Raw genomic sequence first — 12,925 nt, forward strand, 5'->3', positions numbered from 1 at the left:
GAAAATAAAAGTTTTAATTTTGGAAATTATCTGAAATACAAACCGCCTGAAAATGGCGGTTTTTTTTGTCTAATTTTTAAAATTTACACTTGCCTTTAATAAATAATCCCCTATCATAAAGCTTTCATAATCAGATTATAAGTACTAATATAAGTACTAAAATGATAAAGTTAATCAAGATGGTTCAATTAGGTGTTTAGTTTTTGAATAAATCAAAGACTAGGGTAGGTTTTGCAAACTGACTTGAAAGCAGGATAAATATTCCAATGGATAAAAACATAAAAATAATCATAATTTCAGCAGTAATTTTAGTTGTTGCAGGGGTAATAATTTTTATTTTCATGAACAGGCCTGAGTTAACACTTCCTGAAAAGGCAAACTCTGACGCTCAGCTTGGAATAACCTTTGAAAATATGGGTGAAGATTTTGTTTTTTCTTCTTACAAAAAAAATGAGCTGGAAAAAAAATATGGAAATGGGGTTCTTGAAGCTTGGACTCCTATAAATTTTGACGATTTTTCCAAAGAATTTTTAAACAAATTTCTTCCAGATATCTATTTTGTCTCACAAAAATTGGAAGACCCAAAATTAAGGGAAAAAGTTGGTAAAAACTCAATTAAAATAAAATATCCATATTCCCAGAGAAATACAAAAATTATTAAAGATATCCATTTTACTTTTTCTGGATTTACCAAAACTCCGCTTCTTTTCAGAGTGAGTGGCTATGACCATAAAAACTTCTTAAAATCCCTTAATAAAAATTTTTCTGAACCCAAATCAATAGTTTTTAAAGATAACAATTATTATTTTTGGGAAAAAGACAATTCTATAATGATAGGCGAAATAAAACAGGACAGGCTTACCAATCCTTACCTTTCATTAGTTATTTATTATACTGAAAACATTAAAGATTTTTTTAATTCCGTTGAAGTTTCCAGCTCAAAAGGCATTGAGGATTTTTTTTAGATCTAATTTTTTCTTCCATTAATATCTTCTTGGAGTTTCGTGGCTGAAGCTTAGATTAGTCTAAGTTAGCTCTTGCGAAAGTTTTTTTGATTTCCTAAAATTTAAAATAGTTAAATAACTCTCAAATTTATAACGGAGGAATAAATGTCTGATCATAAAGTTGTTGTCATAGGCGGAGTTGCCTGCGGACCAAAAGCCGCTGCCAGGGTTAAAAGACTCAATCCTGAAGCTGATGTAACCCTTATTGAAAAAGGAGAGCTTTTGTCCTATTCAGGATGCGGAATGCCTTTTTATATTTCAGGCGAAGTTCATGATCATAATGAACTTATGGAAACCCCCGCTGGAGTTGTAAGAGATACCCATTATTTTAAAGCTGTAAAAGATATAAGTATTTTTAATAGAACTCTTGCTCAAAAAATTGACAGAGAAAATAAAGTTGTCCATGCACTTAGAATTGACTCAGGAGAAAAGTTTGAATTTCCATACGATGATCTTGTTATTGCAACAGGGAGTGAAACTGTAAAGCCACCCATCCCAGGAATTGATCTTAAGGGGGTGAATATCTTAAGCACAGTGGAAGATGCAAGGGAAATAAGAGACAGGGTTTCAAGGCTTAAAGGTAAAAATGCAGTTATAATCGGCGGAGGACTAATTGGGATTGAGGTTACAGAAGCATTTGTTATTCAGGGAATGAATGTAACTGTAATAGAAAAAGAGGATCAGCTTTTAAAGTATTTAGTAGATCCTGAAATTTCAATTCATGTAAAACGGGAACTTCAAAGAAACGGGGTTAACCTTGCAATCGGTCAGACAGTCACAGAGATCAAAGGCGATGACTTAGGTGAGGTTTCAGCTGTTGTAACTGAAGAGGGAACTTTTCCTGCCGACATTGTTTTGGTTTCTGTGGGAGTAAGGCCTAATGTCAAGCTTGCAAAAGATTGTGGGCTTGAAATTGGAGCTACTGGTGCCATTGTTACAGACGAATATTTACGAACAACTGATAAAAGTGTTTATGCAGGCGGAGACTGTGCTGAAAATAAAAACAGGCTGACAAACGAAGCTATTTATACTCCCATGGGTTCTACTGCAAACAAGCAAGGAAGAGTAATTGGAGATAATATCTGCGGAAGGAATACAAAGTTTCCTGGAGTTCTTGGAACTGCAATCTGCAAGGTTTTTGATCTTACAATTGCAAGAACAGGGCTTACAGAAAAAGAATCTAAGGAAAAAAACTTCAATTATGTAACAGTGCTTACCCCTGCTCCTGATAAACCCCATTTTCTTGATGATGCAAAACTCATAATAATTAAACTTATTGCAGAAAAGCCCTCTGGTAAAATTCTTGGATGTCAGGTCACAGGCTTTGGTGAGGCTGCAAAAAGGCTTGATATAGTAGTGGCTGCAATGTGTCATAATGCCACGGTTTATGATCTTGAATATTATGATCTTGCCTATGCCCCTCCTTATTCGCCGGCTATGGATAATATTATTGTGGCTGCAAATATAGCGGAAAATAAAATTACCAACACAGGAATGTCATCCACGCCCGCAGAAGTAAAAGAAAAAATTGACAATGAAAATGATTTTGTATTTCTTGATGTAAGATCTCCCCAGGAATATGAAATGTCAAGAATTGAAGATAAAAGAGTTAAGCTTCTTCCCCTTGGAGTTTTAAGGGAAAAATTATCTGAATTGCCAAAGGATAAGGAAATTATTGCTTTTTGTAAAATTTCTTTAAGAGGATACGAAGCCCAGAGAATTCTTGAAGGAGAAGGCTTTACAAACGCAAAATATATGGACGGCGGTGTTTTGTGCTGGCCCTATGAAAAATATCTAAAATCTTGATTAGCAACAGCCTGGTTTTCAGGCTTTTTTATAAATATAAAAATTGGGAGGTTTCATGAAAATTTTAATTGTTGGAGGAGATGCAGCAGGAATGAGTGCTGCAAGCCAAATCAAGAGAAAATATCCTGAAAATCATGTAGTAGTTCTTGAAGCCACTCAGGATGTTTCGTATTCGGCATGTACAATGCCATACAGTATTGCAGACCCTGACGATGATATAGAAAGACTTATTGTCAGGGCTCCTAAAGAGTTTAGAAAAATAGGAATAGAACTTCACCTGGGTCATTTTGTTGATAAAATTGACAGGGATAAAAAAACAGTTTCAGGGAGAACTACCAAAGGAGAAGAGTTTTTATTTTCCTATGATAAACTTTTTATTGCAACAGGGAATCGGCCCTTTATGCCCCCTATAAAAGGTCTTGATCTTTATGGGGTATTTCCTCTTAAGTCATTGGAGCATGGAAGACAAATAGACAAATACCTTGAAGAAAACACTGTGAAACGTGCTGTAATAATAGGGATGGGGTATATTGGCCTTGAAATGTGCGAAGCTCTTTATTCAAGAAATATTGAAGTCACCATGGTTGAAGCTGCACCTGAAGTTCTTGGCTGGCTTCACAAAGACCTGAGAAATCCTGTGAAAAAAGAGCTTGATGACAAGGGGATTGATTATTTTATAAATACAAAAGTAATTGAAATTCAAAAGTCAGGAAGTTTTTTCACAGTTAAGACAGAAGACAAAAACTTTGAAACAGATTTAGTAATTGCTTCCATGGGAGTTGTTCCAAACAGTGAAATTGCAGAAAAAGCAGGGCTTGAGCTTGGACCTTCAAAAGCCATAAGAGTTAATACTTACATGCAAACAAGCGATCCAGATATTTACACTGCGGGCGATTGTGCCTGTGCAAGACATATAATTACTAAAAAATGTGTTTGGATTCCCCTTGCTCTTACTGCCAACAGAGGAGGAAGGGTTGCTGCAAAAAATATTGTGGGAGAAAAGGCAGAATTTCCCGGTATTCTTGGAACAGCTGTGTTTAAGGTTTTTGATTATGAAGTTGCAAGAACAGGATTTAATTTTGATGAAGCAAAGGAATCAGGGTTTGATCCTGTGGAAGTTCTAATAACAACAATATCAAAGGCCCATACTTGTAAAAATTCACAAAAAATCTATGTAAATATGATTGCAGATAAAAAAACAGGGCAGGTTCTTGGGCTTTTTATGGTGGGTAAAGAGGGAGTGGCCAGAAGGATTAACTCCGGGGCTGTGGCACTTCATGCCGGAATGAAAGCAGACGAGCTTGCTGAGGTTGATATGGCCTATGCACCGCCTTTTAGTCCTGTATGGGATCCTGTTATTCTTGCAGCAGGGGAGCTGGTTAAAAAACTAGAGCCTTAATCAAATGCTGTAAATTCTTTTCACCCTGTCTGCTACATGAGGATGTGAGTAGTTTAAAAACACATTAAGCGGATGGGGTGAAAGATTTGAATAATTATCTGCTGAAAGTTTTTTTAAGGTGTTTGCCAAAACATCTTTATTCCCAGTGGATTCAACTGCAAATCTATCTGCTTCATATTCGTTTTTTCTTGAGAATCTAAGCATTATAACTCCAAGGAAAAGATCAACAGGAGAGTAAAGAAAGCCAAAAAACACAAGGCCGGCATAAACAGAAACCTGTTCAACATAAAAAGCATTAAAAAGATCTTCAAAGCTTATAAAAAAAGACAAAAGATAAAACATAACCCCTGTCTGGATAATTCCAAGAAATGTTGCAGTAAGAATATGCTTTTTTTTGTAATGCCCTGTTTCATGGGCAACAATTGAAACTATTTCCTGGGGAGAATGTTTTTTTATTATTGTATCAAAAAGAACAAGTCTTTTGGATTTTCCAAAACCTGAAAAAAAGGCATTTGACTTTTTGCTTCTTTTTGAGCTGTCCATTATAAAAATGTTTTCAATGGGGAAATTGTTTTTTCTTGAATAATCCATTACTTTTTGTTTTAGTTCTCCATCTTCAAGGGGAGTGAATTTATTGAAAAGTGGCATTATCCACAAAGGTACAATTATTTGCATTGAAAGAATTAAAACAGTTACTCCGGCCCAACATAAAATCCAGGCAAAATTTCCAGTGTATTGAAAAAAACCAAGGATAATTCCAATAATAGGAAGCCCTATTACCAATGTAATTATAATCATCTTGATTTTATCAAAGGCATAAAGTTTTGGGCTGGTTTGATTGAATCCGAATTTTTCTTCAATCACAAAGGTTGAATAAAGTGAAAACGGAAGATTTATAATGAATTTAGCTAAAAGGAGAAGAGCTATATAAATTACCCCTCTTAAAATTTCCCATGAAAAAATGGAAGTAAGTAAATTATCCAGGTAGCCAAATCCCCCTGAAAACCAAAAGACAATAAAAACTACAAGATTTAAAAAGCTGTGGATTATTTCAAGTTTTGAATTTTTTAAAATATAGTTTTGAGAATTTTTATATTTTTCTTTATCAAAATAATCTTCAAAACCTTCTGGGATTTCAGCGTTTAAATTTTTAAGGTTAAGAAAAAAAGATAAAAGGTTCAGTGAAAAATAAATAAGAACAGCTGAGAGAATAATAATCTGAATATATGTCATTTATAAAGTATCCAAAAGTTAAGTGTTTTAGTTCTTAAGATATATTAGTTTTTCTCTGATTTTAAGAATATAAAAATATTTCGCAGTTTTTACAATCAAATTTAAATTCTATTTTTTTCTTTTTAAAATTTTTATAAAAAATTAATATACGAATTTAAATAAACTAGCTTAGAACTTTTTGAAATAAATAAATGGTGCACTGCAAAAAGAGCTGTTTGACAATTTGTTTTTACGCCTTATGTTATATGTGTAGTAAGTTCAGGTTGATGTCTAAATCTGACTTAACAAAATGATGCATTGCAAAATAAGGAGGTTTAAATGAACCAAAAAGAAATGTTTAAAAATATTTTAAGTTTTAATGAAGAAGTTTTAGGTAATATTTACAATTCAATGGTCATAATTCAGGATAAAACCCAGAAGGCTGTTGAAGAGGCAATGGAAAAAGCTTCTTTTCTTCCTGAGGAGATGAAAACTTTAAGCAGGCAATATTTTGCTGGTGTTGCACAAACCAGGGAAAGTATTAGAGAAGCTGTATTAAAGGGCCAGGAACAGATGAAAACTTTTGTATAAAAAAATCAACCTCCCTTGATTTTTAGGGAGGTTTTGTTTAATTACTTAAGTATTCTAAATGAAACTCCAGATATGAAGTTTGCCAGATCAATAAATTCTTCCGAGATTTCAAGTGAAAGCATGAGCTCATAAGAATCATTGTCTAAAACTATCTGGTTTTGTTTTTCAGTGTAGCTTCCTTCCCATTCCACGCAGGCATTATGACTTGCCAGCACCATCCAGAGATTAAACATCCTGTCTTGATTGTCATCCCATAATAAATCTAGTTCAGTTTCAAAATCAAGAACTGTTCCAAGGGGTTGCCAATGGGTTTTTTTGGCAAACTCAAGGGCTTTCAACCATTTTTCTTCTGAAATTATAAATTTTTCTTTTGTAATAAGGCTTTCTAAGTGATAATTCATTTTTAACTCAATTTCGGGGTAAAGATTTGCTTAATGAAAATTATACTAAACTAAATATATCGGCCCAGTATTTTATATATTTTTCAATCTTAGGAGTTTTTCTTCCATATTTCAATCTGTATTGTCACAGAATAGGCTTTTCAAGCTTTGAAGTAGGGGCCATAGCTTCACTTAAAACTTTTTCTATAATAGTTTTTCCTCTTTTCTGGGGTTTTCTTGCCGATAGATTTTCCATAAGAAAACAAATATTTATTATTGTAAATATTTTCTCATCATTAATCTGGGGTTTGTTTTTTTTTACATCTGATTTTTATCCCATGATGATTATAATGTTTTTTTATTCACTTTTTCATTCTCCTATTGTTTCATTCCTTGAAGCTTTTACTGTTGATGTTTTGGGAAAGGACAAAAATAATTATGGTAAAATCAGGCTCTGGGGCTCAATAGGGTTTGTGATTTCTGTTTTTGCCTCAGGCTATCTTTCCGATAAACTGGGAATATTTTCAATTGTTGTTATGATTTTTGCAGGCTCTTTGATTCATTCTTTTCTTTCCCTTAAAATTCCTGAAATTGCAAAGGAAAAAACCAGTCGGAAAAATTTTGATTTGTCTTTTATCTTTAATCCCAGGGCGGCTTTATTTCTTTTTGCTGCTGTTCTTATGCTTGGAAGCCATAGTCCTTATTATACTTTTTTTTCAATTTATCTTTCTGATCTGGGTTATGCCGATATTTTTATCGGTGTATCCTGGTCTATTGCTGTATTTGCAGAAATAACCATGATGCACAGATCTGGATATATTTTCAAAAAGTTAAGTCCTGAAAAAGTTCTTGTTTTTTCAATGTTTGCCGCATCTTTCAGGTGGATTGTCTTGTTTTATTTTAATTCAGGCTTTGTCATTCTTATTTCCCAGGCTCTTCATTGCTTTTCTTATGCAACTTTTCATATGGCTTCAATTCTTTATATTGACAAGCTCACACCAGCAGGAAGAAAAACAACGGGTCAGGCTCTTAACAATGCTCTTACCTACGGGCTAGGGCTGATGGTAGGAAATTTTGCAAGCGGATATTTTTACGATTTTTCAGGAGGGGATCTTCTTTTTCTTGGGGCTGCCCTTACAGCCTTTGCAGGGGCTTTTATAATGCTTTTTTCATTGAAGTTTAAATTTAAATTGGATTAACTGCTAATTGCATCAGGCCTTTTTGTTTGCTCCTGATGCAATATATTTATTTGTTAGAAGGGCTGTGAAAATTCAAAGTTAAGAGGGCTTGATGGCAGTTTTTACACATTATTTTTTAAATGAGATCGGATTTTTTTAAAATCTTTCGTACAATGGGCACATGAATTGAAATATTTTCAATTCCTCCTTCTTCCCTGTCCACAAGAATTACGGCTGCAACAACATTTAGCCCTTCCAATTTTGCTCTTTCTATGGCTTTAATTGTAGATCCTCCTGTGGTGGCAACATCATCTATAATTACAACTCTTTCTCCTTTTTTAACATCCCCTTCTATCCATTTGCTTATCCCATGGTCTTTTTTTTCTTTTCTTATGGAAAAAGCTTTAAAAGGTTTTTTCGATGAATAAGAGGCAAATGATGCTGCTATTGAAACCGGGTCTGCACCAAAGGTAAGTCCTCCAATTGCATCTATTTCCAGGTCAACAACCTCCTGGAAAACAAGGTTGCCTACAAGATAAAGTCCTTCTGATCTTAAAACAGCCGGCTTGCAATTTACGTAGAATCTGCTTTTTGTCCCTGAAGCAAGGGTAAATTCTTCAGTATCTGAATATTTTACCGAATATTTTTTTAAAAGTTCAATAAGCTGGTTTTTCATTGGATTTCCCTGATTTTCTCATCTTGGAATAAATGGTGAATTTTTGAATATTTAACAAATTTTTAAAAGAGATTGCAAACCCCTGCTGATTTTTAGGAAGAAGCGTTTTCGGGTAATCAGCAGAGGTCTGAGCGGAAAAAACCAGGAGCCCTTCCCGCTTTGAAGTGACTATCAGAAAGACAGGACTATGACAACGGGAAAAAAAATGCTAATTATAAATTTATTAAAAACTGGAGTTGTTCGATAGGTAATATTAAGCTGTTTTTTTGAACCTGTTGAATAAGCAAGTTTAATTATCTCAGTTTTTGAGTGGTTTTTGATTAAACTTTTGAATCTTAAGTTAAAATGGAATAAAAAGCGGTTATCATTATTGAAGTTTGTCAGAGATATTTCATCAGCCCGGAGGTAAAATTGACTATTTTAGGCTCTCAGCCAATAATCAGAATGTTCAATGTTTACAAGCGTTATGATAAAATGTCTGCTCTTTCTGACATTTCCATTGATATAAATTCTGGAGAGCTGATTTTTATCACTGGGCCAAGCGGAGCTGGAAAAACCACGCTTTTAAAACTTTTTTATAAGGCTGAAACAGTAACTGCAGGACAATTGCTTATTGGAGGGCTCAATCTTTCAAGGGTAAGGCCTTCAGCTCTTTATAAGCTTAGAAGGAAATTTGGAATAATTTTTCAGGATTTCAAGCTTATTCCTTCAATGACTGTTTTTGAAAATGTGGCCATAGTTCTCGAAGCTTCAGGTGAAAAACAAAGGATAATTGAAAGAAAAGTTTCAAAGGTTTTAAGAACAGTTGGAATAGAAGACAAAAAAAATCTTTATCCCCCCAGCCTTTCAGGAGGGGAACAGCAAAGGGCGGCAGTTGCAAGGGCAGTTATTGGAGAGCCGGAAATTATCATTGCTGATGAACCAACAGGCAGCCTTGATCCTGAATCTGCAAGAATTATTATTGAACTTTTAAGGGAATTCAATGAAAGAGGAACAACTCTTATTATAGCAACCCATAGTCAGGAGCTTATAAAACAGAACAGAGGCAGGGTGATAAGGCTTAAAAAAGGACAAATTGTGGAAGCTTTGACATGATAATAAATTCTTCAAGTTTTAAAAGATGTTCAAATGATATAAAAAACAACAAGTTTTTGCATGCGATTACTTTTATAACAGTGGTTTTGTCAATTCTTATTGTGGGAACTTTTGTTCTTTTTGCTTCAAATGCCCAGGAGCTTCTTGACAGGTGGAAGTCAGGAATAAAAGTTATAGTTTACCTTGAAAACAATATCTCCTCTTCAGAAAAAACCAGGACAAGGCTTGAAATAAGAAATTTTGAGGAAGTTGAAGATGTTTTTTTTGTTTCCGGTGAAAAAGGTCTTGAAGAGCTTAAAAATCAAATGACAAGACAAAAGGCGATTTTTGAAAATCTCAAAACAAATCCCCTTCCTGACTCTTTGGAAGTTTTTCTTAAAAAAGATAGAAAAGACCTTGAATCCCTTGAGTCTCTTGCCTCAAAAATAGAGCAGTTCCAGTCTGTAGGTGAAGTCGAATATGGGAAAGAATGGATAGGAAGATTTGTCAAAATCATTTCCCTTTCAAGACTTGCTGCAATTTCAATGGGTGCTGTGTTTTTTATGGTGACTGTGTTTATTATTGCAAATACAATAAGACTTGCTCTTTATTCTCGAAAAGAAGAAATAGAAATTATGCAACTTGTAGGTGCTGATGACAGGTTTATCAAGTCTCCTTTTTATATTCAGGGTTTTTTGCATGGGTTTCTTGGAGGTATTGGAGGTCTTTTGATCTTGTTTTTGCTTTTCTTTATATTTTCAGTAAATATAAGCCAGGATTTATCTGCTTTTATAATAAAGATTAAGTTTATGTCTTTAAAATCTGTTTTTATAATTTTATTTTGTTCTACACTTGTTGGATGGCTTGGATGCTATATTTCCTTGAAGCAATTTTCAAAAAACTCATAAAATCAGCTTTTACAGGAGTTTTCTTGATTGTTTTAACCTGTGCAGAAGCTTATAGTGCCAAAGCTGTTGTTAAATCTTCAAAGCTTAATATGAGAGAGGGCTCATTGTTTGGAGCTCCTGTTACAGCTGTCCTTTCGAAAGGGGATATTCTTGAAGTTTTGGGGCCAGATGACGGCAAATGGCTGAAAGTAAAGCTGAAAAATAAGATTGGGTACGTAAGAAATAGACCAATTTATGTTGAAATTATTGATGGTAAAGAAAAAATTGATACAACCAGTGTTTTGTATAAAGAAAAAAAAGATGAAATTGAAAAAAGAATTAAAAAAGAAAGAAAATTTTTAAAAGAATACCGGGAAAGAACAAAAACTATTTTAACCGGGCTTGATGAAATTGACAGGGCTGTAAATAATTCTGAAAACAGATTGTCTTCAGTAAAAAAAGACTATAAAGATTTAATTGATAAAATTCGTGAGGAAAAAAGAAAAATTGAAGATACTGAAAAAGAAATTAAAGAGCTTCAGCCTTTTGTAGATAAAAGGATTGTATCTCTTTACAAGCTTTCAAGAGTAGGTCAGATGAACCTTCTTTTTTCAGCAGACTCAGTTGTTGATTTTATAAAAAGGCAAAAAGCTTTAAAAGATATAATAAGTGCTGACTTGTCACTTATCGGCAGATATTCGTTTTATAGAAATGAATATCTTGAATTAAAAAAAAGTCTTGAACTTGAAAAGGAAAAGCTTGGCGAACTTTCAGACCAGATTGCCAAATATTTGAGAATTAAGGAAATAGAAAAGGAAAAGAAAAAAGCTCTTTTAAAAGAAATCAAAGAAAAGGAAGCAATGAAGCTTTCTCTTATTGATTCTTTGAAAGAAGCAAGTTCAAAGCTTGATGAAGAGCTGAAAATTCTTGAGCAGAAGTCAAAAGTTAAAAAGGATAAAGAATTAAAATCCTTTGCTTCATTTAAGGGACTTTTGAATTACCCTGTAAATGGTAAAATTATATCTGGTTTTGGGGGAGGCCGTAGTGAAGATGGAGGAGTTTATGCCCATAAAAGTGGAATCGGGCTGAAAGCCGATTTGGGAGAGCCAGTTCATTCTGTATTTTCCGGGAAAGTAGCTTTTGCGGACTGGTTTAAGGGTTACGGTAATATGATGATCATTGATCATGGGGATAGTTATTTTACTATTTACGCTCATGTTCAGGAATATTTTAAGCAAAAGGGTGACAGTGTCAGAAAGGATGAGGTAATTGCAACAATAGGTGAAACCGGTTCTATGAGTGGACCTTTCCTTCATTTTGAAGTTCGGCACCATGGAACAGCCTTAAATCCCCTGAGCTGGATAAAAAAATAAATTAAGGAGCATAAATGAAAGATATTAAAAAATCCTGGAAGGCTTTTTTTCTTTTTGTATTTATATCAGGGCTGGTGCTGACAGGTTCCGGCGTTTACCAGACTTTGAATGCAAAATCGGGGGACATTCCCTATCGTGAGCTTGAGGTTTTTTCTGATGTATTAAACCTTATCCAAAACAATTATGTTGAAGATGTTGAGGCCAAAGAGCTTATAGAACATGCAATTGAAGGAATGGTAAACGGTCTTGATCCCCACTCTGCATATCTTCCTCCAGAGGCTTTTGAAGAGCTTCAGGCCGATACAAAAGGCGAGTTTGGAGGCATTGGTATTGTTATAACAAAGGAAGATGGTAAAATTACTGTTATTTCTCCTGTTGAAGGGACACCTGCCTATGAGGCGGGAATTGAAACCGGAGATTCAATAATTGGTGTGGATGATAAATCCACAAAAAACATGAGTCTTTGGGAAGCTGTAAAGCTTATGAGAGGTCCTGTCGGAGAACCTGTCAAAATTACTATTTTCAGAGAAGGTGAGAAAGAAGCCCTGGTTTTTGATTTAAAAAGGGACCTTATCCCTGTTAAAAGCGTTAAATACGCAATGCTTTCCAATGATTGTGGATATATAATGATAACAAGCTTTAAGGAAAAAACCATAGAAGAGCTTAAAAATGCCTATAATGAGCTTGTATCAAAAAAAGAGCTTAAAGGTCTTGTTTTAGATCTTCGTTCCAACCCAGGCGGACTTTTGGATCAAGCTGTAAGTGTCAGTGATTTTTTTCTAAAAAAAGGAATCATAGTATCAATTAAGGGAAGAGATTCAAAAGATGTAACTGAATACAATGCCCAAATCAACGGCACTGAGGGTGAATATCCCATGGTTGTCCTTATAAACGGGGGAAGTGCTTCAGCCTCTGAGATTGTTGCAGGAGCTCTCCAGGATCATAAAAGAGCTGTTATTCTTGGAACTTCCTCCTTTGGAAAAGGCTCAGTTCAGACAGTAAGGCCCCTTAAAAACGGTTCTGCATTAAAGTATACAATTGCAAGATATTATACCCCAAGCGGACGTTCAATTCAGGCAGAAGGAATAACTCCTGATATAAAGCTCGAATATATAAGAGCTGAAGAAAAAGAAGAAAAAAATGATTTGAAAATTTTAAAGGAAAGTGATCTTGTAAATCATCTAGAGTCTGAAGATGAAAATAAAGAAAAGGAAAAAGATAAGAAAAAAGACGAAAGTCTTGTCCACAGTGACGATATAAAAATAGAAGTTCTTAAAAAGGACAATCAGGTTCAGCATGCATTGAACATGCTTGTAGGTTTTCATCTTTTCAAGAGGCAGTAAAA

At 34.3% G+C, this 12,925-nt stretch carries 12 protein-coding genes; 9 read left to right on the forward strand and 3 right to left on the reverse strand.

The genetic code is table 11. The features are described from left to right. Positions 1-266 precede the first annotated feature (266 nt). The 3 genes from RBR53_04505 (at position 267) to RBR53_04515 (ending at position 4,209) form a co-directional block, all read left to right on the forward strand. Complete coding sequence (locus RBR53_04505; GenBank protein MDY0131911.1) at positions 267-965, forward strand: hypothetical protein; 699 nt, start codon at positions 267-269, stop codon at positions 963-965. A gap of 144 nt (positions 966-1,109) precedes the next feature. Continuing rightward, positions 1,110-2,810, forward strand: coding sequence for an FAD-dependent oxidoreductase (locus tag RBR53_04510; GenBank protein ID MDY0131912.1), 1,701 nt, complete (start codon positions 1,110-1,112; stop codon positions 2,808-2,810). Positions 2,811-2,865: 55 nt separating this feature from the next. Next, positions 2,866-4,209, forward strand: coding sequence for an FAD-dependent oxidoreductase (locus tag RBR53_04515; GenBank protein ID MDY0131913.1), 1,344 nt, complete (start codon positions 2,866-2,868; stop codon positions 4,207-4,209). Here RBR53_04515 and RBR53_04520 read toward each other — a convergent pair whose 3' ends face one another. Then, positions 4,210-5,442, reverse strand: coding sequence for a M48 family metallopeptidase (locus tag RBR53_04520; GenBank protein MDY0131914.1), 1,233 nt, complete (start codon positions 5,440-5,442; stop codon positions 4,210-4,212). 318 nt (positions 5,443-5,760) lie between these two features. Between RBR53_04520 and RBR53_04525 the strand changes: the two genes are divergently transcribed. Beyond that, positions 5,761-6,012 (forward strand): hypothetical protein, encoded by a 252-nt coding sequence (locus tag RBR53_04525; protein ID MDY0131915.1) that lies wholly within the window; start codon positions 5,761-5,763, stop codon positions 6,010-6,012. Between the two features lie 41 nt (positions 6,013-6,053). On the opposite strand, the gene RBR53_04530 is transcribed toward RBR53_04525, so the two are convergent. After that, a complete protein-coding gene (locus RBR53_04530) occupies positions 6,054-6,413 on the reverse strand; it encodes a hypothetical protein (GenBank protein ID MDY0131916.1) in 360 nt (119 codons plus the stop codon). A 26-nt stretch (positions 6,414-6,439) separates the two neighbouring features. Here RBR53_04530 and RBR53_04535 point away from each other — a divergent pair, with 26 nt between their 5' ends. Beyond that, positions 6,440-7,591 (forward strand): MFS transporter, encoded by a 1,152-nt coding sequence (locus tag RBR53_04535; protein MDY0131917.1) that lies wholly within the window; start codon positions 6,440-6,442, stop codon positions 7,589-7,591. A 115-nt stretch (positions 7,592-7,706) separates the two neighbouring features. Here RBR53_04535 and pyrE read toward each other — a convergent pair whose 3' ends face one another. Then, a complete protein-coding gene (gene pyrE, locus RBR53_04540; GenBank protein MDY0131918.1) occupies positions 7,707-8,246 on the reverse strand; it encodes an orotate phosphoribosyltransferase in 540 nt (179 codons plus the stop codon). A 411-nt stretch (positions 8,247-8,657) separates the two neighbouring features. On the opposite strand from pyrE, the gene ftsE reads away from it, so the two are divergent. From ftsE to RBR53_04560, 4 genes are read left to right on the forward strand one after another with little or no spacing between them, the layout of a single operon-like run. Further along, positions 8,658-9,341 carry a cell division ATP-binding protein FtsE gene (ftsE, locus tag RBR53_04545; protein MDY0131919.1) on the forward strand — a complete coding sequence of 228 codons (684 nt, stop codon included), beginning with the start codon at positions 8,658-8,660 and terminating at the stop codon, positions 9,339-9,341. After that, complete coding sequence (ftsX, locus tag RBR53_04550) at positions 9,338-10,228, forward strand: permease-like cell division protein FtsX (GenBank protein ID MDY0131920.1); 891 nt, start codon at positions 9,338-9,340, stop codon at positions 10,226-10,228. Before ftsE ends, ftsX begins: the two co-directional genes overlap by 4 nt. Further along, positions 10,189-11,580: a peptidoglycan DD-metalloendopeptidase family protein gene (locus RBR53_04555; protein ID MDY0131921.1), complete on the forward strand. Its 1,392-nt coding sequence runs from the start codon at positions 10,189-10,191 to the stop codon at positions 11,578-11,580. Before ftsX ends, RBR53_04555 begins: the two co-directional genes overlap by 40 nt. Positions 11,581-11,594: 14 nt before the next feature. Next, a complete protein-coding gene (locus tag RBR53_04560) occupies positions 11,595-12,923 on the forward strand; it encodes a S41 family peptidase (protein MDY0131922.1) in 1,329 nt (442 codons plus the stop codon). The last annotated feature ends 2 nt before the right edge of the window (positions 12,924-12,925 follow it).

This window comes from Desulforegulaceae bacterium (assembly GCA_034006035.1).
Taxonomy (GTDB): domain Bacteria; phylum Desulfobacterota; class Desulfobacteria; order Desulfobacterales; family JACKCP01; genus JACKCP01.